This window comes from Myxococcus sp. RHSTA-1-4, assembly GCF_020037125.1.
Taxonomy (GTDB): Bacteria; Myxococcota; Myxococcia; order Myxococcales; family Myxococcaceae; genus Myxococcus.
Window position 1 is genome coordinate 118009 of record NZ_JAIQDG010000018.1, and the last position, 26435, is coordinate 144443.

Annotated in this window: 25 protein-coding genes; 11 read left to right on the forward strand and 14 right to left on the reverse strand. The window is 70.7% G+C overall.

The window, feature by feature from the left end:
* Positions 1 to 51: 51 nt before the first annotated feature.
* Complete coding sequence (locus tag K8638_RS24185) at positions 52 to 987, forward strand: Xaa-Pro aminopeptidase (protein ID WP_223756967.1); 936 nt, start codon at positions 52 to 54, stop codon at positions 985 to 987.
* A gap of 17 nt (positions 988 to 1004) precedes the next feature.
* Here K8638_RS24185 and K8638_RS24190 read toward each other — a convergent pair whose 3' ends face one another.
* Entirely contained in the window at positions 1005 to 2108 is a 1104-nt protein-coding gene (locus K8638_RS24190) for an ankyrin repeat domain-containing protein (RefSeq protein ID WP_223756968.1), read from the reverse strand.
* Positions 2105 to 2680 carry a hypothetical protein gene (locus K8638_RS24195; protein ID WP_223756969.1) on the reverse strand — a complete coding sequence of 192 codons (576 nt, stop codon included), beginning with the start codon at positions 2678 to 2680 and terminating at the stop codon, positions 2105 to 2107. Before K8638_RS24195 ends, K8638_RS24190 begins: the two co-directional genes overlap by 4 nt.
* Positions 2681 to 2850: 170 nt before the next feature.
* Between K8638_RS24195 and K8638_RS24200 the strand changes: the two genes are divergently transcribed.
* From K8638_RS24200 to K8638_RS44940, 4 genes are all read left to right on the forward strand, one after another.
* Positions 2851 to 4359, forward strand: coding sequence for a hypothetical protein (locus K8638_RS24200; protein ID WP_223756970.1), 1509 nt, complete (start codon positions 2851 to 2853; stop codon positions 4357 to 4359).
* Between the two features lie 161 nt (positions 4360 to 4520).
* Positions 4521 to 6434, forward strand: coding sequence for a hypothetical protein (locus K8638_RS24205; RefSeq protein WP_223756971.1), 1914 nt, complete (start codon positions 4521 to 4523; stop codon positions 6432 to 6434).
* Positions 6435 to 6532: 98 nt separating this feature from the next.
* Positions 6533 to 7393, forward strand: coding sequence for a sigma factor-like helix-turn-helix DNA-binding protein (locus K8638_RS24210; protein ID WP_223756972.1), 861 nt, complete (start codon positions 6533 to 6535; stop codon positions 7391 to 7393).
* Positions 7390 to 10251, forward strand: coding sequence for a serine/threonine-protein kinase (locus K8638_RS44940; protein ID WP_305071188.1), 2862 nt, complete (start codon positions 7390 to 7392; stop codon positions 10249 to 10251). The genes K8638_RS24210 and K8638_RS44940 overlap by 4 nt, the downstream gene beginning before the upstream one ends.
* Positions 10252 to 10269: 18 nt before the next feature.
* Here K8638_RS44940 and K8638_RS24225 read toward each other — a convergent pair whose 3' ends face one another.
* The 4 genes from K8638_RS24225 to K8638_RS24240 all read right to left on the reverse strand — a co-directional run bounded on the left by K8638_RS24225 (position 10270) and on the right by K8638_RS24240 (position 14020).
* Positions 10270 to 10677 carry an SRPBCC family protein gene (locus tag K8638_RS24225; protein ID WP_223756973.1) on the reverse strand — a complete coding sequence of 136 codons (408 nt, stop codon included), beginning with the start codon at positions 10675 to 10677 and terminating at the stop codon, positions 10270 to 10272.
* Between the two features lie 107 nt (positions 10678 to 10784).
* A complete protein-coding gene (locus tag K8638_RS24230) occupies positions 10785 to 11627 on the reverse strand; it encodes a DUF3396 domain-containing protein (protein WP_223756974.1) in 843 nt (280 codons plus the stop codon).
* A 71-nt stretch (positions 11628 to 11698) separates the two neighbouring features.
* Positions 11699 to 12532: a hypothetical protein gene (locus K8638_RS24235; RefSeq protein WP_223756975.1), complete on the reverse strand. Its 834-nt coding sequence runs from the start codon at positions 12530 to 12532 to the stop codon at positions 11699 to 11701.
* Between the two features lie 87 nt (positions 12533 to 12619).
* Entirely contained in the window at positions 12620 to 14020 is a 1401-nt protein-coding gene (locus K8638_RS24240; protein WP_223756976.1) for a M14 metallopeptidase family protein, read from the reverse strand.
* Between the two features lie 51 nt (positions 14021 to 14071).
* Here K8638_RS24240 and K8638_RS24245 point away from each other — a divergent pair, with 51 nt between their 5' ends.
* Positions 14072 to 14587, forward strand: a complete 516-nt coding sequence (locus K8638_RS24245; RefSeq protein WP_223756977.1) for an ureidoglycolate lyase — start codon at positions 14072 to 14074, stop codon at positions 14585 to 14587.
* On the opposite strand, the gene K8638_RS24250 is transcribed toward K8638_RS24245, so the two are convergent.
* The 5 genes from K8638_RS24250 to K8638_RS24270 form a co-directional block, all read right to left on the reverse strand.
* Positions 14566 to 15282: a Type 1 glutamine amidotransferase-like domain-containing protein gene (locus K8638_RS24250; RefSeq protein WP_223756978.1), complete on the reverse strand. Its 717-nt coding sequence runs from the start codon at positions 15280 to 15282 to the stop codon at positions 14566 to 14568. The two genes, K8638_RS24245 and K8638_RS24250, sit on opposite strands and share 22 nt — an antisense overlap.
* A gap of 203 nt (positions 15283 to 15485) precedes the next feature.
* Positions 15486 to 16007 carry a hypothetical protein gene (locus tag K8638_RS24255; RefSeq protein ID WP_223756979.1) on the reverse strand — a complete coding sequence of 174 codons (522 nt, stop codon included), beginning with the start codon at positions 16005 to 16007 and terminating at the stop codon, positions 15486 to 15488.
* Positions 16008 to 16054: 47 nt separating this feature from the next.
* On the reverse strand, positions 16055 to 17044 hold the full coding sequence (locus K8638_RS24260; protein ID WP_223756980.1) for a HEAT repeat domain-containing protein: 990 nt from the start codon (positions 17042 to 17044) through the stop codon (positions 16055 to 16057).
* A 17-nt stretch (positions 17045 to 17061) separates the two neighbouring features.
* Complete coding sequence (locus tag K8638_RS24265) at positions 17062 to 18276, reverse strand: hypothetical protein (RefSeq protein ID WP_223756981.1); 1215 nt, start codon at positions 18274 to 18276, stop codon at positions 17062 to 17064.
* 124 nt (positions 18277 to 18400) lie between these two features.
* The gene (locus K8638_RS24270) at positions 18401 to 19087 is read right to left on the reverse strand and encodes a fimbrial protein (protein ID WP_223756982.1); all 687 of its coding nucleotides are present in this window, start codon (positions 19085 to 19087) and stop codon (positions 18401 to 18403) included.
* A gap of 174 nt (positions 19088 to 19261) precedes the next feature.
* On the opposite strand from K8638_RS24270, the gene K8638_RS24275 reads away from it, so the two are divergent.
* The 5 genes from K8638_RS24275 (at position 19262) to K8638_RS24295 (ending at position 23037) form a co-directional block, all read left to right on the forward strand.
* Complete coding sequence (locus K8638_RS24275; protein WP_223756983.1) at positions 19262 to 20272, forward strand: DUF2157 domain-containing protein; 1011 nt, start codon at positions 19262 to 19264, stop codon at positions 20270 to 20272.
* A gap of 1 nt (position 20273) precedes the next feature.
* Entirely contained in the window at positions 20274 to 21371 is a 1098-nt protein-coding gene (locus K8638_RS24280; protein WP_223756984.1) for a DUF4401 domain-containing protein, read from the forward strand.
* A complete protein-coding gene (locus K8638_RS24285; RefSeq protein ID WP_225937532.1) occupies positions 21371 to 21865 on the forward strand; it encodes a GDYXXLXY domain-containing protein in 495 nt (164 codons plus the stop codon). Before K8638_RS24280 ends, K8638_RS24285 begins: the two co-directional genes overlap by 1 nt.
* Positions 21866 to 21970: 105 nt before the next feature.
* Entirely contained in the window at positions 21971 to 22222 is a 252-nt protein-coding gene (locus K8638_RS24290) for a hypothetical protein (protein WP_223756986.1), read from the forward strand.
* A complete protein-coding gene (locus K8638_RS24295; protein ID WP_223756987.1) occupies positions 22219 to 23037 on the forward strand; it encodes a heme oxygenase (biliverdin-producing) in 819 nt (272 codons plus the stop codon). The genes K8638_RS24290 and K8638_RS24295 overlap by 4 nt, the downstream gene beginning before the upstream one ends.
* Here K8638_RS24295 and K8638_RS24300 read toward each other — a convergent pair.
* From K8638_RS24300 to K8638_RS24310, 3 genes are all read right to left on the reverse strand, one after another.
* Positions 22971 to 24695 carry a sigma-54 dependent transcriptional regulator gene (locus tag K8638_RS24300; protein WP_223756988.1) on the reverse strand — a complete coding sequence of 575 codons (1725 nt, stop codon included), beginning with the start codon at positions 24693 to 24695 and terminating at the stop codon, positions 22971 to 22973. The two genes, K8638_RS24295 and K8638_RS24300, sit on opposite strands and share 67 nt — an antisense overlap.
* A 333-nt stretch (positions 24696 to 25028) precedes the next feature.
* The gene (locus tag K8638_RS24305) at positions 25029 to 25817 is read right to left on the reverse strand and encodes a bifunctional 2-polyprenyl-6-hydroxyphenol methylase/3-demethylubiquinol 3-O-methyltransferase UbiG (RefSeq protein ID WP_223756989.1); all 789 of its coding nucleotides are present in this window, start codon (positions 25815 to 25817) and stop codon (positions 25029 to 25031) included.
* 64 nt (positions 25818 to 25881) lie between these two features.
* Positions 25882 to 26322 carry a CBS domain-containing protein gene (locus tag K8638_RS24310; protein WP_223756990.1) on the reverse strand — a complete coding sequence of 147 codons (441 nt, stop codon included), beginning with the start codon at positions 26320 to 26322 and terminating at the stop codon, positions 25882 to 25884.
* Between the last annotated feature and the right edge of the window lie 113 nt (positions 26323 to 26435).

A 26435-nucleotide genomic window follows, 5' to 3' on the forward strand; every position in this document is an offset into this window, starting at 1 on the left:
GGACCGCCTCCCCGATGCCGCGCGACTGTGTCCGCAGCAAAGGAGATGCGCATGCACCGATTCACCAGGAAGTGGGCGTGGTCGATGAACCTCCTCGTCGCCGTCTCCGCGGTGGCGATGTCCGGCACCGCCGTGGCGGAGGAGTCCGAGCAGCCAGTCCCCACCCTCGCGGGCTCCGGCTGCGAGCCGGGAGGGCGTCTCTTCGCGCCCGGGGAAATCTCCCTGCCGGACCGCTCGGAGTACCGGCTCAGCTTCGCCCCGGACGGGAAGACCGCGTACTACCACGTGGACGCGGCGACGCCACCGTACCAGGCCATCTACGTGACGCGCCTCCAGGACGGCCACTGGACTCCCGGCGAGGTGGTGTCGTTCTCGGGGACGTACGATGACTCGGACCCCTTCGTCTCCCCGGACGGCCAGTCCCTCTACTTCTCGTCCATCCGCCCCGTGAATGGCGTCCCGCGCGAGGACTACGACCTCTGGGTCGTGCGCCGCGTCGGCAATGGCTGGGGCACACCCGAGCACCTCGGGCCGGCCGTGAACTCGCCGCGGCACGAGCTCTACGTGAGCGTGACCACCGACGGGACGCTGTTCTTCGCGAGAGGCACGTTCGACTCCGACTTCGAAATCCACCAGGCCCGGCGCGACGGCAGCGGCTACGCCGCGGCGCAGAACCTCGGCCGGGGCGTGAACAGCCCCGACACCTGGGAATACAACCCCTGGGTCTCACCGGATGGCCGCTTCCTCATCTTCGCCTCGCTGTGGCGCCCCGAGGGCTACGGGCTGGGTGACCTCTACGTGAGCATCAACCTCGGGGGGACCTGGATGCCGGCCGTCAACCTGGGGCCCTCGGTGAACACGGAGAAGGACGAGTTCCACCCCTCCATGAGCCCGGACCTGCGGCGCCTCTACTTCGTGCGGCAGACGTGGGACCCGTTCACGCCCTCGGACTTCTACCAGTTCGACACGCGCTGCCTCTGGCGCTGAGGGCCCGGGGAGCGGGTCTACTTGTCGACCCGCTCCTTCACGTCGAACCTGCCCGCCGTCACCTGGTGATGGTCGACCGTCAGGATGTCGGCCGTCAGCACGCCGCGAACCTCCAGGCCGTAGTCGTTGTAGACGGCCTCGACAGCGCGGGCCCGAAGGTCACCTCCGATGACCACGGGCCCTTCCGTGTAGAACGTGTCGCACTCGAAGTCGCCACCCACGAAGAGCTGGCGGCCCTGACGGTTCGCCGCGTTCCCCTTCACCTTCAGGTTCCCGGTCACCATCAGCGAGCCCACGGTCAGGTTCCCGTCGATGTCCAGGTCTCCATGGTGGACGTGGGCCGTCTTGGAGAGCTTCTTGACGGCCTTGTGCTTGGGCTCACGGGTCGCGACCTGCTTGATGAGGTCGATGCAGGCGAAGACCCGGTGAGGCTTCGTGCCGCCGTGCTCCTCGATGCTCTCGTAGAGCTGGTCGATGGTGACCGAGTGCTCTTCGACGAAGACGCTGTCCATGAACGCCTTGAGTGCCTCCCAGTCCCGGGCACCGAGGGTTGCCGGCGCGACGCCCGACAGATACCGGGTGACGTTCTCCTCGGAGAGTTCCTTGAGCTTCTTCGGAGGTGGTGGTCTCTCCGACTTCGTCCTGCTCAAGATTTCGACGAGCAGGGGGACGACGCTCCTGCTGTGCCGCGAGCTTCGCGCGGCCGACAGGACCGACCTACCGCCTGGGGACTTTGCTCGCGGGTCCAGCCCCTGCTCGATGAGGAGCCGGACCACGCGATCGGCTCCGAATTCCGCCGCCCTGTGCAGGGGTGTGTCGTAGCCCATGGGCGCGCGGATGTCGGCGCCATGCTCCATCAGGAGCTGGACCAGCTCGACGCTGTTCTGGGTCACCGCGATGGCCAGGGGCGTGTGGCCGTTGATGGTCTTGAAGTCGAGGCTCACGCCCTCGGCGAGGAGCTGGCGGATTCTCCCGAGGACCTCCGCATTGTGGTGCTCGGCCTTGCGCAGGACCGCGAGGTACTCGGCCTCCGGCATCTCGACCCGGTTGTAGGTCTGGATGTAGTGCAGGTCGTTGATGCTCCGGATCAGGTCACACAGCGTGTTCTGCTGTTCCGTCATGTGCCCATCCCCGGGGTGACCTGGGCCACCGTTTCCCGAGCCGCGCGCAGGAGCTGTGTGAGCTCGACCCGCGCCCGGCTCCTCGCCTCCTTGTCCTGCTCCTCCAGTTCCTGCTGGTACACCCAGGCCGTCACCATGGCCGCCGATGCGGCCTTCGCTCGTGCCCAGGGCTCGGTCTCCGCATCCCTTTCATCGGTGGTGACAGCGGCCCATACCTCGCAGAGGTGGTTGGCGGCGTCCGCGAACGCTGCCGCAGCGGGCCGCCGTGCCAGGATGTTCTCGTTGCGGAGGTCCACCAGCCCACCCGCGACGACATGGGCCTGACGAGGAGCCCCCGAGCGCGCCCGGGCGAACAGCGCGGCGGCGGGCTCACTGCCCTTGATGCGTGCGGCACACAGCCGCAGCCATTCGACGCAGGTCTCGAAGGCTCGCGCGTCGGGGAAGCTGGCCGTCAGCCATCCCAGAAGTGGGTAGAGATGCTCGGCGCGCCGCCATGCGTCCTCGACGGACTCGAAGTGGATTCCCGACTGCTGAAAGATGAAGAGCAGGCGCGTGCTGGGAGATTCGGTCATCGCAAGACGCATTCTCACTGGCCATCATGGGGGCACGAAGCGGAATCAGGCGACGTTCCTCAACGGCCACGTCCGATGCCCATGGAGGCGGGTCCTACCGCACGCTGGCGAACCACCTGCTCCAGAGAGAGGACCTGCTCCGCTGAAGACAGTGCAGGTGCCGCCAGGCCGTGGCCGGCTGGGAGGACATCCGCGACGCGAGCTACGCTGCGGCCATGCCCCCAGCCCCTGGTGACAGCCCCACCCCACGCCGCTCCGGACGCCTCTCCATCCCGTGGGCGCTGCTGCTCACGGGCTCACTGCTGGCCAGTGCATGCACCTGCGGGAGCAACGTCATCCCCGCCAGCCCGCTCGAACGGGACGCGCCCGGTGATGGCGAGGGCCCTCCCTCTCGCGACGGCGAGGTGGCGAGCCGGGGACCACGGCCGTCCTCCTTCCGCCCCTGTCCGGAGAAGGTGCCAGGGGGCTGCGACTACGGTGAGGCGTGTGACTTCACGGAGTACGACCTCCTCTGCCCGGAAGGACCGTGTGACGGGCCCCAGACAGGAGACCTGCGCTGCCACCGGGTCTGCGACGACGGAAGCTGTGGCCCCGGCGAGACGTGCGGACAGCGCACCGTGGCCGTCAGCGACACGGGCTCGAAGCAGCTCCCGCTCTGCCTGTGCTCCGGCAAGGACTGCCCCGAGCGAGGACCAGGCGGAATCCCCTGGCCCCCCGAGGGAGGCCTCGCGCTCTGGCGGCCGGAGCGCGCCATGCCGTCCGACGTCTACTACCACGCCGCCACCACCACCCAGGACCGCCTGTTCGTCTCCGGCGGAATGCGAATCGAGGAGCTCACCGGCTCGGGCGCCTCCCTCACGCCGAACGCGAAGGTGTTCTCCGCCCCGCTCCAGGCCGATGGACGCCTCGGCGAGTGGCGGGAGAGCGGGATGCTTCCGGTGCCGCTCCATCACCACGGGATGGCCGTGCTGCGAGGACGTCTGTTCATCGCGGGCGGGCAGCGGTCGAGCGACTTCACGAACGCTGTGATTTCAGCGCTCATCCAGGAGGACGGAACGCTGGGGCCCTGGCGCGAGGAAGCGCCCCTGCCCGAGCCTCGCGCCTGGCACTCACTCGTCGCCAGCGGAGATGCGCTGTGGGTCGTCGGGGGCTCGCTCAACAGCGCCTCCTTCACCGAAGGCGCACCCAAGGTCCTGCGCGCGAAGGTCTCCGCAAGTCCCGAGGCGCGGGTCTCCGGCTGGGAGGTCATCGAGGCACCGGCCGCGCTCCACTATGACCAGGGCGCGACGCTCGCGAATGGGCGGCTCTACTCCGTGGACACACGCGGGCGGCTCTACTCCTTCACTCCCGGCGCGGGACAGGACTGGCGCGCGGAGTCCCAGCCTCCCTGGATGGGATGGGTGGGCTTTGGGGGCTCCGGGCAGCACGGGGTCCGCCTCGTGGCGCTGCCCGAGATGCTCCTCGTCCTCATGCCGCGGGGGCTGACACTCACCGCGGACCTGCGGGCCGATGGCAGCGTGACGAACTGGCGGCCGGCCTCCAGGCTTTACGGCCCCGGCAGCGGCTTCGCCACCGCGCTGAGCGCTGAGGGCCGCGTCTTCGTGCTCGGAGGCACGAGCGACACTCCGTCCCCGCGGCGCAACCCGGAGGTCTGGTCCACCCAGCGGCTCGTGCCGTAGGCCGTGATACTCACGGCCTCGTGAAGTCGAGTCCCCGTGCGTCGAGGCCCCCATCCAGCGGGAGCCGGACATCCACTTCCCATGGCGCTACCGCGCCAGGGTGAGCCGCAGGGCTGAAGGGCGCCGGGCAGCCCGGCACCATCGCCGGGAGCCTGGCGGCGGTGGGACCGGCGGCCATTCCCTTCAACCTGCAGACCGGCCCGCAGGTCATCGACGATGACGCGGGCGTGCTCGCGCCCGACTTCGACGCCTATATCGGAGCCCATGCCGCCGAGGCCCGGGCCGGCATCTACCTGCATACGCTGGCCGACCGCATCTCCCACCACGTCTGCACCGATGCGTCCTCCAGCTACGGCCCCACCGGCCTCCAGCGCACCTTCACCATCGACATGTCCAACGCCGAGTGCGTCCAGACGATGCACGTGCTGCGGCACGTCTGGGAGACCGGCGTGGACTTCTCCGCGCTGCCGCCCGCCGAGCGCACCACCGAGGCGGCCCTGAGCGAGGTGTTCGACGCGCTGCTCGAGATTGCGACCTGGCGGGGGTGGCCTCCGGTCCGAGCAGCCAGACCGAGGCCCTCAAGGCCCAGCTCGTGGCGGAGCTCACCACGGCCTTGCAGGTCTTCGATGCCCGGCAGCGCGCCCTCGCCATCCGCGATGTCGGCTGCCGGCGGGGGTACTCCGCCTTCCCCGGCATGGCCGCGTGCAGGAGCACCTCGCTCGACGATGCCCCCTGACGGGCAAGGCGAGTCGAGGCCCACACGCGGGCGCCATTTTCCGTGCGACGGAATTCCCGCCGGTGTGTCCGTGGGCAACACCGGAGGAATCTTCATCATGCGGAAGCACATCGGCGCGGCCTGCGTGGCCACGGTCATCTCTCTCGGCTCCCTGCCCGCGGGAGCGGCGAACCTCGACGGCCTCGCGCGGAAGCTGGACGCGCTGGAGCAGGACCTGGACGCGGGCCGGCTGCACACGTGGTCCAACCCCCACTACTCGCTGCGTGAAGCGCTGTACGGCCCGGAGGCTCCGGCGGAGGGAACGGCGGGGCTGAAGCAGGCGCGCGGCCGGCTGCTCGCCATCGAGCAGAAGCTGATGGAGCGGGCGGGCCCACGCGCGAAGCAGGCCTTCGGTGATGGGACTCGCGTGACGCAGGCGGACCCGGAGGCGCTGGAGCTGGTGGATGAAGCCATCTCCTCCTGCCGGAACGTGGGCGAGCGCGGCACGGAGCCGCGGGAGCTGGAGGAGCAGGTCCACAAGCAGCTCGACCGGGCGGCGCGCGCGGACGCGACGGTGCTCCGCTACTCGGGCCCCGTGGACATCGGCGTCATGGACGTCCCCGTCTCCCTCGCCCTGTGCGAGCTGGCCCTCCAGGAGCAGCGGCTGAGCGACGAGGACGTGTATCCCTACGCCAAGGTGGAGCGGCAGCGCTTCTCCGGCTGCGGCTACGTGGACTACGGCTTCCAATCCATCGAGGAGCACCCGGGCACCGGCCGGTACGGCGCATGGCAGTCCATTGGCACGCCCATCGCGGCCCAGCAGCTCGACTGCAAGAAGTTCCCCAAGCCGGGCGCCATCCCCGCGGACATCAAGAAGTCCTTCAAGCGCGAGTTCCCGGGGCTCAGCCGCAAGGACGTGGTGGTGATGTCCGCGCCGGTCGACGTGGAGATGAGAGGCATCATCCGCGTGAAGACGGCGACGGTGCGCATCTACAGCCAGGACACGAGTCTCACCACGACGACCTGCGGCTCCACGGACCCGAAGCTGGTGTGCGAGGCCTCCGGCTCCCGGGGCGCCGCGGCGTACAACCAGCTCCAGCACTTCGTGCGGCGCGGAGAGCTGCACCGGGACGCCGGCCGGGTGGAGCGCTGCAAGGCGATGAACCAGGAGGCCTTGAAGGTCTACGAGGAGTTCGAGCAGTTCCACAAGGAGTCCCTCGCCAACGGGAGCTGGACGACAGGACTGACCTACAAGACGCTGGACGGGACGATGGACCAGGAGAAGCTGCTCGCGGGCCTGCGCGAGCGCGGCCAGCAGGCCGAGGAGCGAGCCATCGGCAAGTGGTGCTCCAAGGGCTGAGCCTCCGGGCTTCCGGAGGCCCCTCACCGTGCGCAGCAGGGGTTCATCACACCGCGCAACCAGGGCACAATGCGGGTCCTGTCCTTCCAGGCCCGCGGATGCCTTCCGACGCAGAGTCAGAGTTCCCCGACACACACGATGTCCCCCCGGCGTCCCAGCAGGACCGTGAGGCGTGGCTGCGCGCGCAACTGGAGGCCGCCGCCTCCGCGTGCGCGGCCTGGGGCGTACCGCCTTCACGGCTGCGCGAGGCGCTCCAACGGAGCTTCCGCGACGGCGCCCTTCCCGCCACCGTGTACCTGGAGGACCGGGTGCTGACCCTGGCCTGCGCGGACGGCAACCCCCGCGCCCAGCAGGAGCTGGACCGGCGCGTGAGCGAGCGGGTGGCCCAGGCGGCCCGCCGCGTGGACGCATCCGCCGCCTTCATCGAGGAGGTGCGGCAGGGCGTCCGCGAGCGGCTGCTGCTGGGCTCCGCGGGCAGCGCGCCCCGCATTCTCGAATACGCCGGCCGGGGCCCGCTGGAGGCGTGGGTGGGCGTCGTCGCCACGCGCGTGGCGCTCAACCTGCGCCGGGGCGTCCAGCCGGTGAGCCTGGACGAGCGGCTCGTCACGGGGCTGTCCATGCCCTCGCCAGACCCGGAGCTGGCGCTCATCAAGGGCGAGTACCGCGAGGCCTTCCAGCAGGCCTTCCGCGCGGCGCTCGCGGAGCTGGAGGACACCGAGGTGAACGTGCTGCGGCTCCACTTCGCCAAGGGCCTGACCATCGATGACCTTGGCCGCACGTACGGGGTGCACCGGGCCACGGCGGCGCGGTGGATTGCCCGGGCCCGGGAGCGGCTGCTGGCCGGCATCCGCGCCCGGCTCATGGAGGCGCTGCGCCTGGGGCCGGAGGAATTCGAGTCGCTCATGGAGCTGGTGCGCAGCCAGGTCCACCTGTCGCTCTCGAAGGGACTCGGAACATGAGCCCGTCGGCGACGCCCTGCCCCGAGGACGAGGGGCTCGTCGCCTTCGCCGACGGCACGCTCTCCACCCGCGAGCGCGAGGCGGTGGAGCGCCACCTGCGCGGCTGCGCGGAGTGCCTGGAGGCCGTGGCCCTGCTGGCGGACCGGGGAATCACTCCCCGGACGATGTCCCTCGCGGGGACCGAGGCCACGGCGGGCGATGCGCCGTTGCTGGCGCGCGGCACGGCGCTCGGGCGATACGTGCTGCTGGAACCACTGGGCTCCGGTGGCATGGGCGTGGTGTATGCCGCGTATGACCCGGAGCTGCACCGCCGGGTAGCACTCAAGCTGCTGCACCCGACACGGAGCGGTCCATCCGCGGAGGCACGCACGCGGCTCCAGCGCGAGGCCCAGGCGCTGGCGCGGCTGTCCCACCCAAACGTCGTCCCCGTCTTCGACGTGGGCACCTGGAAGGACCAGGTCTTCGTCGCCATGGAGTGGGTGGACGGCGGCACCCTGTCGGCGTGGCTGAAGGAGCGTCCTCGCACGTGGCGCGAGGTGGTGCGCGTGGTGTGCGACGCGGGACGGGGCCTGGCCTCCGCACACGCCGCAGGGCTGGTGCACCGCGACGTCAAGCCGGACAACATCATGGTGGGCCGCGACGGCCGCGCGCGCATCACCGACTTCGGGCTGGCGCGCTCGCGGGACGGCGTGGAGCCGGAGCGACGGGGTGAAGGCGCGGGGGCCCCGCCGCTGGACGCGCCCCTCACCCACTCCGGCGCGCTGCTGGGGACGCCGGTGTACATGGCGCCCGAGCAGCGGGAGGGCCGCGGCACCGACGCGCGCAGCGACCAGTTCAGCCTGTGCGTGGCGGCCTACGAGGCCCTCTACGGCGAGCGGCCCTTCGCCGGGACGCGGCTGGCGGAGCTGAACGAGGCCACGCGGGAGGGCCGGGTGCGGCCACCGCCCGCGGGCAGGACGGTGCCGGCCCCGGTGCGCCGGGCACTGCTGCGCGGGCTGAGCCCCTCGCCGGACGAGCGCTTCCCCTCGGTGGAGGCGCTGGTGGCGGAGCTGGAGAGAGACCCGGCACGCCGGCGCCGCCGCTGGCTCGCGGCGGGGGCGGCGGTGCTGGCGGTGGCGGCGGCACCGGTGGGGGCACGCGCGCTGCTGCGGGCCCGGGCCGACGCGTGCGTGGGCGTGGCGCGGCTGGACGGGGCCTGGGACGGCGCGCGGCGCGAGGCGGTACGTACTGCCTTCACGCGCAGCGGCGTCCCCGGGGCGGACACCGTGGCGCGCGCCGTGGAGGGCGCGCTGGACGCCTACGCGGCGCGCTGGACGGAGGCCCGGCGCGACGCGTGCGTGGCCACCCACGTGGAGCGCTCGCAGCCAGCGCGGATGCTGGCCCTACGACTGGCGTGCCTGGACCGGGCGCGGGAGGACCTGCGAGCGCTGGCCGAGGTGCTCACCACGGTGGACGCACAGGTGGTGGAGAAGGCGCCGCGGGCCAGCCGCTCGCTACCGGACCTGGCGGCGTGCGCGGACTGGAGCGCGCTGGCCTCGGGCGCTCCGCTGGTGCCGCCGGAGCTGCAGCCCCTGTTGGCGAAGCTCCGGACCCGGCTGTCCGAGGTCCGCGCGCTGCTGGCCGCGGGCCGCTACGCCGCGGGGCTGGAGCGCGCGAGCGCGCTGACGAAAGAAGCGCACGAAGCGGGCCTGCTCCAGGTGGAGGCGGAGGCGTGGCTGCAGGCGGGAATGCTGGAGGAGCGGCTGGGCGAGTTCGCGAAGGCGGAGGACTCACTGCACGAGGCCGCGCTGGTGGCGGAGCGGGTGGGCGACCTGCAGACGCTGGCACGGGCGCGCACCGGGCTGATGGGCGTGGTGGGCAACAGGCTGGAGCGGCACGACGACGGAGAGCGGCTGGCCCGGTACGCGGAGCTGGCGGTGGAGCGCGCGGGTGGCAGCCTCTCCCTGAAGGCGCAGTACAACAACACGCTGGCGATGATGGAGTACCGGTTCGGCTCCTATCAAAAGGCGCTCGAGCACTTCACCCTGGCGGCGCAGGTGCTGGAAGCGCAGGGGGCCTCGGCGGAGCCGGAGCTGGCGCTGGTGCTCGGCAACCTGGGGTCGGCCCAGTCGTACTCCGGGGACTACGCGGCCGCGCTGACCACCCTCCAGCGTGCCCTGGCCATGCAGCAGCGCGCGGAGATGCCCAATGGAACCCTGCTGGCCGCGACGTGGACGAACCTGGCCGTCGTGTATGACCGCATGGGGCGCGAGGAGGACTCGTGTGCCGCCACGGAGCAGGCGCTGGTGCTGCTCCAACGCACGCTGCCGCCCGACCACCCGGAGGTGGCCAATGCGTTGCAGAACACGGCGGGCTGCTTCCTGACGCGGGGGAACTGGGAGGAGGCCACGTCGCGCTACCAGCGGGCCCTCTCCATCATCGAGCGCACCCTGGGGCCGGACAATCAGAACATCGGCATCTTCGAGCAGAGCTGGGGCGAAGCGCTGCTGAACGAGGGGCGGGACGCGGACGCGCTGCCGCACCTGCGCCGCGCGTACGCGGTGCTGCACAAGACCCAGGGAGACACCCATCCCGTCACCGCGCTGGCATTGCTGGGGCTGGGGCGGGTGGCGCTGGGACGTGGCGAGTACGCGGAGGCGGCGCGCTCACTGGAGACGGCCCTGGTGGGACTGGAAGACGCCGAGCCGCAGGACGGCGCCCGCGCGCGCTTCTTCCTGGCGAAGGCGCTGTGGGGGCTGGGGCGGCACGCCGACGCCCGGCGCATGGCGGAGGAGGCACGCACCCGCCTCCAGAAGGCAGGGCTCGCGGAGGAGGCCGCCAGGGCCGAGGCCTGGACGGCGCGGCCCGCGGCCCGGTAGTCGAGGACGAATCGCGGCTCAACCGCGCGCGGCTTGGCGCTCCAGCGTCTGCTTCATGTCGCGGAGCCCCTGGTCGATGAGCGGGCTGATGGCGGGCACGAGTGCGTCCGGCAGCACGTCGGTAATCCACACGAACAGGGTGCCGCCCCGTCCATCAGCGAAGACCTGCCACGATGCATTGTGGTGCTTGAAGGGCTCCCCGGCCGCCGCATAGGCGAACCGGCGAGCCTGGTCGTCCACGTCGACAATCAGCTCCCGCACCACCGTGCCGTTCGCGAAGGTCACGACCCTGGCGTCTCCGTCGAGACGCGCGTCGGTGAGGACTCCCGGCACGAGGCGCTGGTGCACCGCGCCGACGTCCCGCACCGCCGCCCAGACATCCTCGGGGCGGGCGTCGATGTGTATCTCCCTGCGGATGGAAGCCATGGATGTGTCTCCTCTCCTGGAAAGACACCCACGGTAGAGGGCTCGGACGAGCCGTTCCTGGAACTTCTTGCGGATTGCTCACCAGCCGAAACGTTGGCACGCGGGAGTCAGTCCAGGAAGCGACGCTCCCAGCGGCGAATCTCCGCCTCCGTGAGGTTTCCCCATCCCCCCTGGTGCATGTAGAGCCAGGGCTCCAACACGCGCGCCAGTTCCCGGTAATGCGGCAGCGTGTCCCCCCGCGTCAGCTCTCCCGCCTCGGGCCATGGGCCCAATGTCACCAAGGCCCGATTTCCACCCAAGTCCTGCACGGAGGTTGCGGGCGAGTGCAGGCGCTCGCGCAGACTCGCCGCGCCGCCGAGCGCACTGAGGACCGGCTCCCCCAGGAAGGTGAGCCAGGCGGGGCCCCGTATCTTCGTCCCTAGCCTGTTGGAGAGCCGCTCCAGGTCCACGAGGTCCAGGCCCGGATGGAGCAGGCTCTTCTCTCGAAAAACAGGCGTATTGCTGCTCAGCCACGACATCATATGGAAGGCGAGCCCTGTCTGCCCCGAACTGAAGGGCAGTTCCGCGCCAAGTTCCAGTGCCAACTCGCGAACCCTGCCAGGTCCGTGTTCCTCCAGGAACTCCGTGGGCAGCAAGAAGGACACCGCGGATGTTGGATCGTAGCCCCATTGCTTGGAGAGGGGGTCCTCCAGCTCCTTGCCACGATAGCTGAATGAATAACTCAAGGACTCCGTTCGACCACGCAGGTCGACGTTTGCGAAGCGCGGGCCGCGAATCTCCTCATGAGTGAGTGCCCAGCCCGCACTGTCGAGCTCCCGCCAGAGCCCATCCTTGCCACGATACCAACCAAGCGAATCTTGCCCGACCACACGAAGGTAGATTTCCAGCGAGCGCATCACCGAAGATGCGACCGCCTCGTGATTACAATGCATGTAGAAGGTGAGGCTCACGCTCTCACGGAGGACAGTAACAAGCTCATCCTCGACGAGGAGTGGCACACGTATCCGAGGGTACCCATGGCTCATCGCGAAATCCCATAACCTGGTGAAACACGAGCTGGTTCTACTGCCATCTGCAGATCCTCATGGTAGACGTCTCCCTGGGTTCTCCCCTGATGGGGATGATCTTGAGGGTAACGCTCCCATTCGGGCTCCTTCGAGCTCGCACATGGAAACTCGAAATCATAGGCCGTCTGCACCTTGAGCGGGTCTCCCGAGGCATGCAGCACGACGTCCGGCACCAGCGTGCCGAGCAGCAGGTGAAACAGCCCCTCCTGGAGCCAGAGCTTGACGTCCTCGGGGTCCAGCAAGCGCAATCGCCCCGTTCTCGGGTCACGAAAGTAACGCGGCTCCACACTGAAGTTGCCCGGTATCATTTCCTTCAGTCTTTTCTCCGCGCACTTCAGGGCCACCGCGTGCTTCGCGGTCCCCAGGTCCATGGCCCACGTCACGGGTTTGTCCTTGGAGTCTCTCCGCACCACCTTCTCGCACTGCTCCCGGGTGGGCCGCTTCCCCTCGCCGAACACCCGTTCGTTGACCTCGAAGTTCGCCAGCTTCGCGCACTCCACCAGGATGAACTCGACGCGCTGTATCTCCGCGGCCTCCAGCAGCCGCAGCGTGGCGGCCACGGTGCGCGCAGCGGAGGCGGCGCGTGACAGCCAGGGTAGCACCGCATCGTCCCCCACCTGGGTGTAGCAGGCAGGGTTGCGCAGACACGCGCTCGTCGCGGAATCCATTGACTGTGCATAAGCCCTCCGGGGCCCGGGCCCCATCGCGGTCGAACTGCTGCACGCGGCCAGCAGCGTGCCGGCGACAAGCATCACGATGCGGAGCGAAAGCGGCACGGCCTGAGACATGGGTTCCCTGTCCTACGTTCACGTAGGCGCGCAATGACACTCTCTCATGGACACAGTGCGCGACCCGGTCCAGAAGCCCAGGCCCACTCACCAGTCAAAACGGATGACGTGCTCCACGCGGTAGCTGGATGCCTGCTCCAGTGGCTTCAGGAGCATCAGCTCCGCGAGCTGCCCCGGCTCCACGGGCTGCGCCCCAGGCTTGTCCAGGCGGACGGTGTCCCCCTCCTTCACGGTCCGCCCCGCCAGCGGCACGGCGAACAGCCCCGCGCCTTCCACCGTCTCGATGGCTCCCAGGACGCGCAGGTCGCCCAGTTCCTCCACCTTCCCCACGTGGTCGAGGATGAGCTGGGTGCCCTGGCGGCGCACCTCGCGCGTCACGGCGATGCCCACGTCCGCGGTGAAGGGCCTTCCTCCCGCGCCGAACAGGCCCACGTCCTTGAGCAGGAGGTGGACGAGCCCCGAGCTGTTGTTCTCCGGAATGGTCTCGTAGCGCGCGACATCCGCCTGCTCGGCCCTCCCGGTGGCGAGCGCGTCCAGCGCCGTGGCCAGCGCGACGAAGTTGAGCCGGACCAGCGGCTCGTCCGGCGTCCGCGAGGGCCACGCCCCCGTCTCGATGAGCACCGAGGGCGTCCCCCAGCGCGTCATGTTGTCGCCGAAGGCGCGCACCTCGAACGAGTCGTCGTAGCGGCCCACCTGCCCCGGCGCGAGCGACTCCACCGCGTCTCGAATCACCCCGCATACCTTCTTCGCCAGCAGCCGGCCCGGGTTGTCGCTCCGCCTCTCGTCGAACGCCGCCGCCAGCACCGAGATGGACGCCGGCCGCCCCGTCCGCCCCACCGCGTGCCGCCAGCCCTGGTTGTGGAGGTTGAAGCCGATGAAGGGCTGGAGCCTGTCCCGCAGCGCCTTCAGCGCCCGCGCCTCCGGAGTCTGGAGCGCCAGCGCATCCCGGTTGATGTCGATGCCCTGCGCGTTGCGGCGCTGGAAGCGCTCGGCGCCGTCGGGATTCAGCAAGGGCACGGCATGGAGCGTCAGCTCGCCCAGCAGCCGCGCCACCCACGGCTCCTGACGGTGCGTCCGGACGTACTCGAGGAAGTCCAGCAGGGCCGTGGTGGCGGTGGGCTCGTCGCCGTGCATCTGAGACCAGAGCAGGACGTGCCGTGCGCCCGTGCCCAGTGACACGTGGTACAGCGCCCGCCCCTCCACCGAGTGCCCCACCACCTCCAGCAGGAACAGGTCCGGGGCCCGCTCCCGCAGGGCCTTCAGGTGCTTCTCCACGTCGCCATGCCGCACCAGCGGCGGCAGCGGCAACTCCTTCGAGTGGACGTCCGACCACTGCGCCGCGAGGACCTTGGGAGGAGGAATGACGGAGGTGGAGTGCATGGGATTCCGAGCGCCCAGCAGGAGAAGGGAGGACAACAGGAGCAGCAGGCGTCGATTCTGGAGGTCGTGTCTGACGGAGCCCATCACCGTGTCCTTGTCCGCCCGCATGCTACCAGAGCGGCTTCGAGCAGCTTCCCGGGTTGAGGCAAGATGCGGCCCATGTCACAGCCGCGACAGCCCATCCGCGCCCAGCCCCTCACGCGTGAGGCCTTCGCCCCCTTCGGTGACGTCATCGGCCTGGAACTGTCCGGCGGCTCCAGCGCCAACCAGGGCACCGCCACCCGCTTCGACCGCGTGGCCCGGCTCGCCGGCAGCCGGCCCGGCGCTCAGCCCAACCTCGCCGTGTTCCGCTCGGTGGCGAAGACGCTGCCCTTCCAGGTGCGGCTGCTCGAGCGCCACCCCTGCTCGACGCAGATGTTCGTGGCGCTCGCGTGCAAGCGCTTCCTCGTCGTCGTGTGCCCGGAGGACGCGCGCGGCGAGCCGGACCTGTCCCAGCTCCGCGCCTTCGTCTGCGGCCCGGGCCAGGGCGTGAACTACCGCCCGGGCCTCTGGCACCACCCCATCATCGCGCTCGACGGGCCCGCGGACCTGCTGATGCTCGCGTGGGAGGACGGCACCGCGCTCGACTGCGAGGAGCGCCCCCTGCCCGAGCCCTACCTCGTCACCAGCGACTGACCCGGCCGGGGCTCGATGCGTCCCTCACGCAGCGTGCCCGCCTCGTAGCGAAACTCCACGAGCGCGTGGCGCAGCGGCTCCAGCGTCCCGTCCGGGTGCACCAGGGCACAACCTCCCAGGGGAATGCCGATTCCGCGAGCCCCCGCGCCCGCGGCCCGCATGGCCCGCTTCAGCTCCGTCCAGTCCGGCTGCTCGTGAACTCCGACGATGAAGGGAGCCAGCCCGAGGACCGGGAACAGCGTCATCTCCCGGGGAGCGGGGTCGCTCCAGGCCCGTGTGCCCAGCTGCATCGCGCCCGCGGAGATGCCCATGAGGACGGCGCCGTCGCGGTGGCGCTCGCGGAGGAGGGACTCCACACCGTTGCCACGAAAGGTCTCCCAGCCCAGCAGCGGGTCTCCTCCCGCCAGCAGGATGACGTGCGCGCGTGAGAGCCACGCACGGTCCTCGTCCGTGGGCGCCGAGGGAATCATCCGGCACTGGGAGATGCCCGCGAGGGACATGGCGCCGGTGAACAGCTCGTAGAACTCGGGCACGTCGCCGTTGGAGGCCCCCAGGTACGCCGCGCGAATGGGCGGGACACCCGGGTCGGCGCGCGTCAGCGTGTGAAGGCAGTCCAGGAACGGCCTGTCTCCGCCACGCCAGAACAGGGGCGAGCTGTCCGCGAGGAGGAAGAGGGGCTTGAGCGAAGGCGTCATGAGGTGGGCCGATGAGAGCCCATCCCAGACCGGCCGGGAAGCGAGTCGGGGGCCTCGCTTCCCGGCCGCTGAAAGGACCGGGCCCTGCCTGCTCCACCCGGGGGAGATGCGGATGACTGCGCACCTGCGACCCCAGCGGCGAGGAGACGAGCGGGGAGACTTCGCCTCCGGGTGGGAGCGGGCCTTGGCTCGGCCCGCATCGGCTAGTCGAGGTAGCCGAGGGTCTCCGAGCGGCTCACGCTCTCACCCTGGGTGGTGTAGCCCTGGTACCAGGAGGTGTCGTTGGTGCCGAGCTTGTCCTGCTGGAGGTGCGAGTGCGGGCCGCTCGCGTTGCCGGTGCCGCCGATGTTGCCCACCTGGCAGCGGTCACACGTGCGGTCGTACGAGTTGCCCGTCTTGATGAAGTGCCACTGGCGGAACGTCCAGCCGCTCTGCCAGACGTGCTTCGCCTCGTTCTGGTTGCCGCTCCCGCTGCCGTAGCAGACGATGCCCGTGGTGCGGATGGTGACGTTCCAGTAGACGGAGCCCACCACGCCCGTCTCGGCGCCCCAGTAGTTGCACTGGCCGCCCGCGCCGATGTCCACCGCGCCGTGGAAGTTGCCGCTGCTGGGATAGGTGGTGAGCGCCGTCACCGTGCCGGTGTGCGTGCCGCGAACCTCGTGCGCCGTCACCGCCACGGGGATGAGGGCCAGCGCGGCCAGCCCTGTCTTCATGATGCTCCGCATCGTCATTCCTTTCGGGCCGGAGGACCGGCCCCCGAGTGGACTGCTCTTCAAGGAGCCTGCTGCAACCGCTGCTTCTCCCTCAGGAGCAGGCTCCACTCCTGAAGGCCCATGCCGAGAGCCCGAATCCACGCGTCCACCTCCGGCGTCAGCGCGGGGTCCATTCCACGCAGCCGCTGGAGGTCGGGAATGGCGGCGGCGAAGCCGAGCTGGGCGATGCTCTGGAGGAGCATCTTCCGCACTCCGGAGTCCCGCTCGTCGCGGTACATGGCGAGCAGCGTCTCTCGCGCGCCCGCCATCTGCTCCGCGGGCACGCCGCCCAGGGCGTTGGCCGCCGCCGCGCGAACCGCGGCGTCATCACTGCGCAGCAGCGACTTGATGCGGTCCGCCGACTCCGCGCTGATGTGCTCCGTCGAGATGCTGTCGAGAATCCTCGAAGCCACCTTCGGGTCCGAGGACGCGGCCGCCGCCGACACCGCCAGGTCCGCGGCCGGACCGTGGTGGCCCGAGTAGACGTGGAGGTTGTCCTCGATGAGGTTCGTCGCGGCCTCCTGGCGCACCTCGGGCGAGGCGTCCCGAACGAGGCGCTCGTACAGGTCGCCGGTGTTCTCGATGGCGCTGGTGCGCCGCAGGGCGCGAAGGGAGGCGACGCGGAGGGCCGGGTCGCGCTCCTCCAGGATGCGCTTCGCCACCACGCCCAGGGCGTCGGAGTCCGCCTCGCGCTCGGTACGTGCCACCAGCGCGGCGGCGAGGTGCTCGAGCATGACCGGGTCCGTCTCACGCTCGAAGGCCGCGCGCAGCTCCGCGTCGGGCAGCGTGACGGCGGACTCGCGCAGCAGCGTGCGCAGGTACTTCTTGTAGGCCTCCGACTTCGAGCCAAGTCCCCGGCGGATGCTGTCCATCAGCCCCTCGACGGAGCAGGTCTCCGCCCGGAGCGCGGGGGCCGGGTCCGGCGAGGCCAGGGCCGGCGACGGGAGGATGGGGCACAGCGTGAGCGAGAGCAGGCCGAGCGCGCGCGCGGCGAAGGAAGAGCGTGTCATGAGAGGGGCTCCCGTGCTCAGTGGTGGCGGTCGAGGCAGCCGAAGGGGTCCTGGTCGGGCAGGCTGTTCCACACCCGCACGAAGTCGAGGGTGCCACTCGCGTAGATACGCTCGAAGACCTGGTGGAGCGGCTGGAAGCGCGGGTCGATGACGGCCATGTTCGCCATGACGGGAAGCGCATCCCGGCCGGCCACCCGCGCGGCGAAGCGGAAGAGGGCCCACCGCACGCACACCTCCTGCTCGCTCACGAAGGACTGGGCGAACAGCTCCAGCGTCTTCGCCTTGTCCCCGCCGGACACGGACAGGTTGTGCGCCGCGGCCTCGCGGCCGTCCGGGCTGCCCTCGCTGGTGAGAATCTTCGCGTACCGGGCGCTGGCCTCCTCATCCAGCACGGGCGTGGCGTGCATGGGCATGGACAGCGCGAGGTAGCGGATCTGCTCGTCGGGCGACTCGGTGCCGATGGTGAGCAGCTTGTCCATGTACGGCGCGAGGTTCCCCTTCTCGTTGAAGTCGCGCTTCATCACCCGGGCAATGGTGCGGGTGGCGGCCCAGCCCGCCTCACCGGAGGCCGGGTCCTTCGCGAAGTCCGCGAGCCGGCCGAGCGCCTCCGGGCCGAGCCGCTTCTGCGTGTCCAGGGCGGAGAGGATGCCCGCGCGCCGCGGTCCGTCGAGGCCGGCGTCCAGGCCCTGCTCCAGCAGCCGCGCGGCGACCTGGGGCTGGTGCACGGCCTCCGAGGCCCGCAGGGCCGTCATGATGACGTTGAACTCCCGGGGCCCGGCGTCGCGGGCCCAGCCCAGCACCTCCACCGCGCGGGCCGCGTCGTTGCCGATGAGCTCCGTGAGGCGCTCGCGCAGGTAGTCCCTGACGAGCGGGTCCCTCGACGCCAGCAGGGGCGCGGCCCACTGGCGGAAGTTGCCAATCGTCACCTCGTCGTTGAAGCGCTCGATGTCCTGCCAGCAGACGGTGGCGTCGAAGCGCGGAGGCGGCTCCACGGCCTGCTGCCCACCCTGTCCGGAGTGGCCGCCGGAACCGCCCTGCCCCGAGGAACCTCGCGCGTGGACCTCGGGGGCTGCTTCCGTGACGGGGCCTTCCCCACCTCCGGAGCCACGGACGAGCAGCGCCACTCCGGCGAGCAGGACGGCGGCGCCGAGCCCGAGCAGCACGAAGGGCGTGCGCCCGCCCCGGTTGCCCGTCACGGGCGGGGCGGCGCGATGGACGGATTCTGGAGTCATGACGGTCCGGGGGCCTGTCGAATCGTTCCAGCCCCATGGAGGGACCGAGGCCGCCGCCGTCTCGAAGAATCATTCCAGGGGAATTTTCCCCGCCGTAAGTGTCTGGAAGGACAGGACGCCGGCCTCAGTCGGTGACGTCGTTCACGATGTTCGCGGGCACGCCCGGCACCACGGGCGCTCCGTTCACGTCCCGGAGGCCCAGCTCCCCGGAGGAGACCACCCAGACGTCCAGCGTCTCGTCGTTGTCGATGTTCCCCGCGCACGCCAGGGTGATGGCGCAGTCGGGGCACTCGCCGGACACGCCGAGCTGGCCGGCCACCTCCCGGGGAAGGTCCGCGATGGAGAGGGGCCGCATGGCGGCGAAGCGGAAGGTGTCCACGCCCACCGACACCGCGCCCTCCGTCCCCGTGGCCTGCGCCTCCGCGCGGGACTCCATCGGTCCCTCGCCGGCGAAGTATGCGTAGCGGTTGCCGCGCTCGAGCATGAAGCCCACCTTCGACACGTCCGGCTCGAAGGCGTTGGCACCGGCCTGATGCGCCTGCTGGGCCGTGTACCAGGCCTTCAGGTTCATCTTGCACTCCGCCTGCTTCGCGCGGGACTGGAACCGGATGAAGTTGGGGATGGCGATGGCGGACAGGATGCCCACGCACGGACAGAGCAGCACCACGCCGGACACCGCCAGGATGGCGAAGAGGGTCTTCCTGCTCGTCCCCGCGGGAACGGACGCCACGTTGCCGCACGCGCAGGTGATGTTGGAGCCCGGCGCGAGCCCCGTCACGTCGAGGACACGGCCGCACTTCAGGCACTTCATGTTCGCCATCTCGAGAATTCCCCCTGAACCGGCGCCCGGCGGCGCCGTGGGCGGGAACCTAACACGGCCTCTCGCGAGCCCGGTCCGTCCGCCACCGAGGTCCCCCACCCCGAAGATTGAAGCACGGAGGGGTCTCCTGGAGCCTCGCGCCGCCGGTGCGGCTACACTGCGCGGGTGCTGAAAGACCTTCTCGACCTGCCCGCGACTCCCGAGCGCCTGCGCGCGCTCGCGGAGGCCGGAGTCCTGCAACCCGCGGCGCTGGAGCGCGCGCTGCACCTGTCCACGGCCACGCCGTCCCGGCCCGAGTGGCGGCGCTTCCTGTCCACCACGCTGATGGCGCTGGGCACGCTGCTGGTGCTCTCCGGCGTCATCTACTTCTTCGCCTACAACTGGGCGGCCATGCACCGCTTCGGGAAGCTGGGCCTCATCGCGGTGGCCATCACCGGCACCGCCGTGGCCGCATGGCGGCTGGGCGAGGGGCTCGCCGGCCAGTTGTCCCTGCTGGCCTCGGCGGTGCTCGTGGGAGCGCTGCTGGCCGTGTACGGGCAGGCGTACCAGACGGGCGCCGACCCGTACGAGCTGTTCGTCGGGTGGGCCGCGCTCATCCTGCCGTGGGTGGCGCTGTCACGCTTCGCGCCGCTGTGGCTGTTCCTGCTCGTGCTCGTCGACACGGGCGTCGTCCTCTTCTGGTCCCAGGTCATCGGCGGAGACGAGGACACCGCCGCCTGGCTCGCGGTGGGGCTGGGCCTGCTCAACGGCTTCGCGTGGGCCACGTACGAGCACTTCGCGAACGCGGGCGTGCCGTGGCTCCAGGGACGGTGGGTGGCGCGGGCCATGGCCATCATGACGGTGGCCCCGCTGCTCGTGGCGGCGGAGGCCTTCATCCTCGTGCCGTCCGAGGCGGGCCGGGGCGCCGCGGTGGCGCTGCTGCTGGTGCTGGGCTCGCTGGCGGCGGACTACGCGCTGCACCGCCACCTGCGAGGCGAGCTGTTCCTGCTGTCCCTGGGCGTGCTGTGTGTCATGACGCTCGTCACCACCGGGGTGGGCCGCTTCCTCATCCTGGACGCCGACCTGGAGGAGTTCAGCCTCTTCGTCCTGCCCTTCGTCGTCATTGGCGAGGTGGCGCTCGCGGTGTGGTGGCTGCGCAACGAGGCCCGGGCCACGGGCACCACGGAGGAGGCCTGAGATGGCGCGCCGTCCCTCGCTGAAAGAGGTGTTGGCCGGACTCCAGGCGGAGGGCCAGGTGGCCCCGGACGCCGAGGCCCGGGCCCGCTCCGCCATGGAGGTGCACCAGCGCACCCACGTGGCCACGCCCTGGTTCGTGAAGGCGCTCGCCGGCTTCGGCGCGTGGGTGGCCGCCGCGTTCTTCCTCAGCTTCCTCGCCTGCGTGGGGTTGTGGAAGGAGGAGGCCGTGGTGGGCGTCCTCGGGCTCGTCCTCTGCGGAGGCACCACGCTGCTGCGGCGCACGGCGCAGGGCATCTTCCTGGAGCAGCTCACGCTGGCGCTGTGCCTCGCGGGCTCCGCCATGGTGTCGGCGGGCTTCGGCGTGGCGCTCGACAGCGAGCTGGCGCCGGCCTTCCTCCAGCTCGTGCTGGGCGCGGTGCTGCTGGCGCTCTTCCCGGATGCCATCCTGCGCTTCCTGATGGCGGCCAGCATGGCCGCGGCCGCGGTGTTCCTGATGTGGAGGGTGATGGGCGAGCTGGGACTCCAGCTCGGGCTGCTGGCCTGTGCCGTGCTCGTCCACGGGCTCTTCCTGGAAGGCGCCCGGCTGAGGCGCGGACGCTGGGGCGACGTGGTGGGCCCGTCCGCCTACGCGCTGGCCTGCGGGGTGCTCGGCTCGCTGCTCTCGCTCAGCTTCTTCACCCTGTTCGGAGGACTGCCCTCCCATGGCGCGGGCGCGCCGGATGGGTTGCTCACCCTGGGGCTGACGGCGGTGACGCTGTACACCGCGTGGCGGGTGATGAAGGAGCTGGAGCTGGAGGCCTCCGGCGTGGCGGGAGCGGCGGTGTTCGCCGCGCTGGTGCTGACGGCGCTGATGACGCTGCACACGCCGGCCGTCATCGCGGCGGTGGGGATGATGGTGCTGGGCTTCCATCGGCGCGCCAGCGTGCTGGTGGGGCTGGCGGCGGCGTTCCTGCTCGCGGCGGGCGGCTGGTACTACTACGACCTGGGACTCACGCTGCTGGCCAAGGCGCTCGCGCTGATGGGCAGCGGGCTGGTGTTCCTGGGCCTGCGGTTGTTCCTCCTGCGGCGCTTCCCGGCCGCGGCGGCGGAGGTGCGGTGATGCGCGCGGCGATTATTTTCGGAGGGCTGGCGCTCGCGCTCCTCGTCCCCGCGGGGCTCGTCATCCAGAAGGAGTACGTGCTGGCCAACGGCCGCACGGTGTTGCTGGAGCTGGCGCCCAGGGACCCACGGTCGCTGATGCAGGGCGACTACATGGTGCTGGACTACGAAATCAGCCGCCAGCAGTGGCAGGACGTGAGCCTCCAGCCGACCGACGGATACCTGGTGCTGCGCCTGGATGAACAGGGCGTGGGGCGCTTCGTGCGCTTCGACACGCCGGAGACGCCGCTGGCGCCCGGTGAGTTCAAGCTCCGCTACCGCGTCCGCCAGCACCGCGTGCGCCTGGGCGCGGAGTCCTTCTTCTTCCAGGAGGGCCACGCGGACCGGTACGAGCGCGCGAGGTACGGCGAATTGCGCGTGGCGGACAGCGGCGCCAGCGTGCTCGTGGGCCTGAGGGACGAGCAGCGCCAGTCCCTGGGGCGCGACGAGCGGTAACGCCCCCCTTCCCGGGTCGAGATGCAGGGGCGGCTTGCCCTCCGGCCCCCTTTCGGGCATCATCTTGTTGATTTCGATATTCAAAATCAAAATCAAGGAGACGCGATGCGCGGACAGGGATGCGGCAAGACGGTGCTGGCACGAGGCCCGTGCGCGGAGGTGACCCGGTGCACCTGCGGGCACTTCCACCTGGCGATGGGACCGGTGACGCTCCGCCTGGAGGAGGACGTCCTGCGTGCCATCGGCATGACGCTGCTCGAGGCGCTCCAGCAGCTTGGCCCGAGGGCGCGAGCCACCGGCGAGGAGGCCGAGCCCTCCGCGCCGGGCGCCCTGTCCACCGGAGGGTGGAAGCAATGAGCGCCACCGGCTCCCTTCGCCTGCCCCGGACGGAGCAGTCCGCCCGCGTCCGCCGGCTACCCGCCACGGAGCGCACGCTGTCCGTGCTGCTGGAGGAAGGGACGGAGAAGGCGCGAGAGCAGGCCGAGCGCTCCCTCTTCCTCCAGACGCTCTTCCTCGACACCTGGGAGGGCGGCGTCTACGGCCAGTTCGTCCGGGCCCAGCACTACGCCGCCTGGCTGCGCCAGCTCCACTTCCTCTACGCGGCCTTCGAGGGCGTGCTGCCGCGCGTGGTGGACTCGCCCCTGACACCGGTGCTGATGCTCCCGGAGTTGCGCCGCGCCGCCGCGCTGGAGGCGGACCTCCTCTACTTCTGTGGTGAGACGCGGACGGACGCCTTCGCCTGCCGGGAGGTCCGGCTGCACGCGGAGCGCCTCCGGGAGGTGGCGGAGGACGCGCCGCACCTGCTCGTGGCCCACGCCTACGCGCGCTGCATGCTGGACCTCTTCACGGCACCGGCGCGGGGCCGGCTCATCGCGGAGGCCTTCGAGCTGGAGGACGGCCAGGGCACCCGCTTCTACGAAGCCCTCACCGAGAAGGAGCTGGCCGCCTTCCGCGTCCGCCTCCACTCGCGCATCGACGGACTGGAGCTGGACGAGGACGAGGCCCAGGAGGTCATCCACGAGGCGCGGATGGCCTTCCGTCTCCATTCACTCGTCTGTGACGAGCTGGCGCGCGGCGCGACGGGAATCGCCCCGGGCGCCAAGGCTCAGGCGGCCTCGTCCTCCGAGAGCAGGTCCGCGAAGGGAGAGCTGTCCTCGCCCAGCGCCTTGTAGAGCGACTCCACCTTCTCCAGCTCGCGCTTGAGCGCCTTGTGGTGGTTGCGGTTCTTCACCAGGCTCTCGCGGCCCAGCAGCTTGAAGCCCTCGTCACGGCCCACCTGGCGGATGGCCATGCCCAGCACCAGTCCACGGAAGGCATCCGCCAGGTCCAAATCCAGCGGGGTGTTGCGCTTGCGCGCCTCCGCGACGAAGGCCTGCGCCGCCGCGCGCAGCGCCTCCGGAAGCGGCTTGCCGCCGGGCACCTGCTCGTAGTCCAGCGCCCGGGCCACGTGCTTCTCCTGGAGCACCAGCTCCCCGGTGGCACCGGGCTGCTCCACCATGGCCAGCGTGTAGGCACGGCGGACGATGTTGTCGAGCTGCCGCAGGTTGCCCGGCCAGCTTCCACCCACCAGCAGCCGTTCCGCCTCCGGCGCCAGCCGCGCGTTGCCCTCGGGCGAGCGCTCGCGGTGACGGCGGTTGACCATGTACCGGGCCCACAGCGGGATTTCGTCCGAGCGCTCCTGCAGGGCCGGCATGCGCACCGGCAGCACGTTGACGCGGTAGTAGAGGTCCTCGCGGAAGCGGCCCGCGCGAACCTCCGCGTGCAGGTCCGCGTTGGTGCCGATGATGAAGCGCACGTCCGCCTGCCGCTCGCCGGTGCCCTCGCCCAGGGGCCGGTAGCTGCGCGACTCCAGCAGGTGCAGCAGGCCCGCCTGCGCCTTGAGCGACAGCTTGTCGATTTCGTCGATGAACAGCGTACCGCCGTCCGCCCGCGCCACGCTGCCCGGCGCGTCCTTCACCGCGCCCGTGAAGGCGCCCTTCTTCCAGCCGAAGAGCTCCGCCATCTGGAGGTCCTCGGGCACCGTCACCAGGTCCAGCGTCTCGAAGGGCCGGCCCCGCCGGTTGGAGCGCTCGTGGCACCAGCGCGCCAGCCGCGACTTGCCCGCGCCGGTGGCGCCGCTGACGAGGATGGTCTCATCCTGGAGCGCGAAGACGCGGAGGATGGGCAGCAGCTCCGCCATGGAGCGGCCCACCACCGGCAGGTACTCGTCCACCTCCGGTGTGGCCACCGGCCGCTGCGGCAGCCCCGCCAGGTACGGCGCGGCGACATCCGCCAGCAGCTGCAGCCGCTCCCCCATCGCCAGCCAGACGAACTCCTGTCCCATGGCGGCGAGGCAGTCCGCCTCCAGGGAAATCATCCCCTCGATGCTGCCTCCCGGCGTGCGCAGCGGCAGCACGCACACGTGCGTGGCATGGCGCCCGAGGAAGCGCTGCTTGCTCTCGTTGCTGTGGAAGCCCGCCAGTCCCGGGTCCCCCGTCACCGGCGCGTTGGGCGCGTGCGGCTGCACCGTGCCCACGTTGACGTCGATGGACACCGCGCACCGGTGCTCCACCACCGCACGCCACGCCGTGGCCGAGGTGAAGAAGGGCGTACCCACGCTGGCATCCGTAATCTCACTGGAACCCACATCCAGCGCGGCCAGGCGGCGGTAGGCCTCCCCCGGGCGCAGGTGGACGATTCCGCGGAGCACGCGGGCCCGGGCTGCGTACTTACTGGACGCAACCGCCTCCTGGGCCAGGGCCAGCATGCGACGCAGCGTCGCGGCGGCCGCGGTCTCGAAATCCTTCGCTCCGCGCAGTGCGGTCAACACCTGCGCCATCTCCTCGTGCATCCACTCGCCTCCGTCCGGAGCCATCCGACTGAACCCGCCAGGGCCGCGTCGGAAGGAGGCAGTGTAGCGGAGATGAAGAACGCGGAAGGAGCGGCCCCTCCTTCCGCGTTCTGGAAACTCCGATACCGCGGACACTCCGGTTTCCCGTCGTGCCACGCGCAGCTCTTTTGCGCGACCCGTGCCAACCGGCACTATCTCAACAATTTCAAGAAGATAGCCCCCAAGGGGCTTCCCGCTCACTCCCGGCTGCGTCCTGATGGGACGCAGGCGCGTCCTGATAGGACGCAAGCGGGTTCCACGGGGGCGTGGAGATGCCGTGCGTGCGGATTGTTCTCACTCCCCGTCTGGCTGAAGGACGAAGACGCGGTCCAGCCGGAGGCTGCCCCGGGGCACGGGCGAGTCGATGTCGTAGTCGAAGTCATACGTGGCGGCCACGCGCAGGCCGGCCTCGCGGAACAGCTTCCGGGCCTGGGCTTCACTGTACGTGCGGAAGTACCAGGTCGTTTCAATGAGCCAGTCCTTCCCCGGGCCGGTGACGCGCAGCCGGTTGCGCATGGGGGAGCGGCGCTGGCGGCGCTCGGGCAGGCCCTCGTGCGTGTTGCACACCACCGTGTCCCGGCCCACGCGGCCCACCCAGCGCTCATGCTCCGGCTTCTCGCGCGCGTAGTCCGTGAGGTGGAAGCCGAGCACGTAGATGCCGCGCGGCTTCAACAGCCGCCGCGTGCCCGCCAGGTGCGCGAGCGCCGCCGCCTCGCTGTCCAGGTAGCGGAAGGTGGAGACCAGGTTGTGCGCCAGGTCCACGCGTCCCTCCAGCGAGGGCTCGGTGAAGGACTCCATGCGCGACTGGACCAGCCGCGTCTTGCGGCGCTGCGCGGGCGTGAGGCGCTTGCGCGCGTGGGCGAGCATCGCCTCGGAGATGTCGTAGCCCACCACTTGAATGCCACGGCCGACGGCCTCGGCCACCAGCCGCCCGGCGCCGCAGGCGGGCTCCAGCCACAGCTTGCCGCCGGTGCCGTGGCGCTCGCTGAGCGTCTGGAGGAAGTCCACCTCCCGCACCGTGTCGGTGCCGAAGATGGCCTCGTAATACTCGGGGTGCTCGTACCAGTCGGTGCGCTTTTCCATGGAGGGCGCGCGCATCCTCCGGCCCCCGGCGGGGAAAGCAAGAAGAAGCGCGGCGGCTCAGGACTCAGGAAACGGAGGCGCCGGCGCCCGCCGTGTCCTCCTCCCCGGACGCCGCGGCGTCGAGCAGCCGCGCGGCCAGCCGCAGGAAGTCGGACTCGGTGACGATGCCCACCAGCGTCCCGCCGCCGTCCACCACGGGCAGGCAGCCGAAGCGGTGGTCCAGGAGCTTGTGGATGGCGTCGCGCGCCGGCATGTCCGGCGTCACCGTCTCCAGCCCGCGCGACATGATGTCGGCGACGGACACCGGCGGTTGCCGGGTGGCCGGGTGACGCGCCAGCGCGCGGATGAGGTCCCGGTGGCTGACGAGCCCCACCAGCTTCCCCTCGCGCACCACCGGCAGGTGGCGGATGTGGTGGAGCTTCAGCAGGTCGTCCCCCTGGAGCAGGCCGTCCGTCTCCTCCAACGTGACGACGTCGCGGGTCATCAGGTCCCCCACGGTGAGCATGGCGTGGTCTCCTCCTGTCCTTCCGGCCCGACGGAGTCGTGCGCGGCGTGCCTCTTTCGGAGGGTGGGCCCGCGCCCCGCCACGTGCATGCGTCACCGGGCGGGCGGGCAGGC